At 70.8% G+C, this 729-nt stretch carries 1 protein-coding gene; it reads right to left on the bottom strand.

Translation table 11 applies throughout. From position 1 onward, the window contains the following. On the bottom strand, positions 1-729 hold a 729-nt coding region (locus tag HUK84_RS21350; protein ID WP_176641944.1), incomplete at both ends, for a beta-N-acetylhexosaminidase.

Raw genomic sequence — 729 nt, 5'->3', positions numbered from 1 at the left:
GTCGACCCCGTGCCACGACATGACCGAGGCCGAAGGCGGCAGCCCGCCGCGCAGGATCTCGTCCCACCCGATCATGCGGCGGCCGTGGGCGGCCAGGTAGCGGCCGCCCTGCTCGATGAACCAGCTTTCCAGTTGCTCCTCGTCACGCAGGCCCAGGGCGTGCAGGCGGGCCTGCACGGCAGGCGACGCCCGCCACTGGTCCTTGATGGCCTCGTCCCCGCCCAGGTGGATGAAGGTCGAGGGGAACAATTCCATGACTTCGTCGAGGACATCGCGGACGAACTGCATCGTGTGGTCGTCGACATTGTACAGCCAGGGCAGGACGCCGTAATCGGTCGCGACGCCGGGGTCGCGGCCGGTCACGCCCAGTTCGGGATAGGCGGCGATGGCCGCGCGGGCGTGGCCCGGCATCTCGATTTCCGGGACGATGGTGATATGGCGCGCGGCGGCGTAGGCGACGATGGCCCGGACCTCTGCCTGGCTGTAGAATCCGCCATAGGGCGCGCCGTCGCCCCGGGGGCCCGACACCGGCGACCGCCGCCACCCGCCGACCGCGGTCAGCCTGGGATAGCGCCGGATTTCCAGCCGCCACCCCTGGTCGTCCGTCAGGTGCCAGTGCAGCGTGTTCAGCTTCAACGCCGCCATGGCGTCCAGCAGGGCGCGGATGGCGTCGGGCGTCTGGAAATGGCGGGCGGAATCCAGCATCGCGCCGCGCCAGGACAGGCGGGG

The sequence above is a fragment of the Nguyenibacter vanlangensis genome (assembly GCF_013376155.1).
Taxonomy (GTDB): Bacteria; Pseudomonadota; Alphaproteobacteria; order Acetobacterales; family Acetobacteraceae; genus Gluconacetobacter; species Gluconacetobacter vanlangensis.
This window is presented reverse-complemented; position numbering and strand designations above follow the sequence as displayed.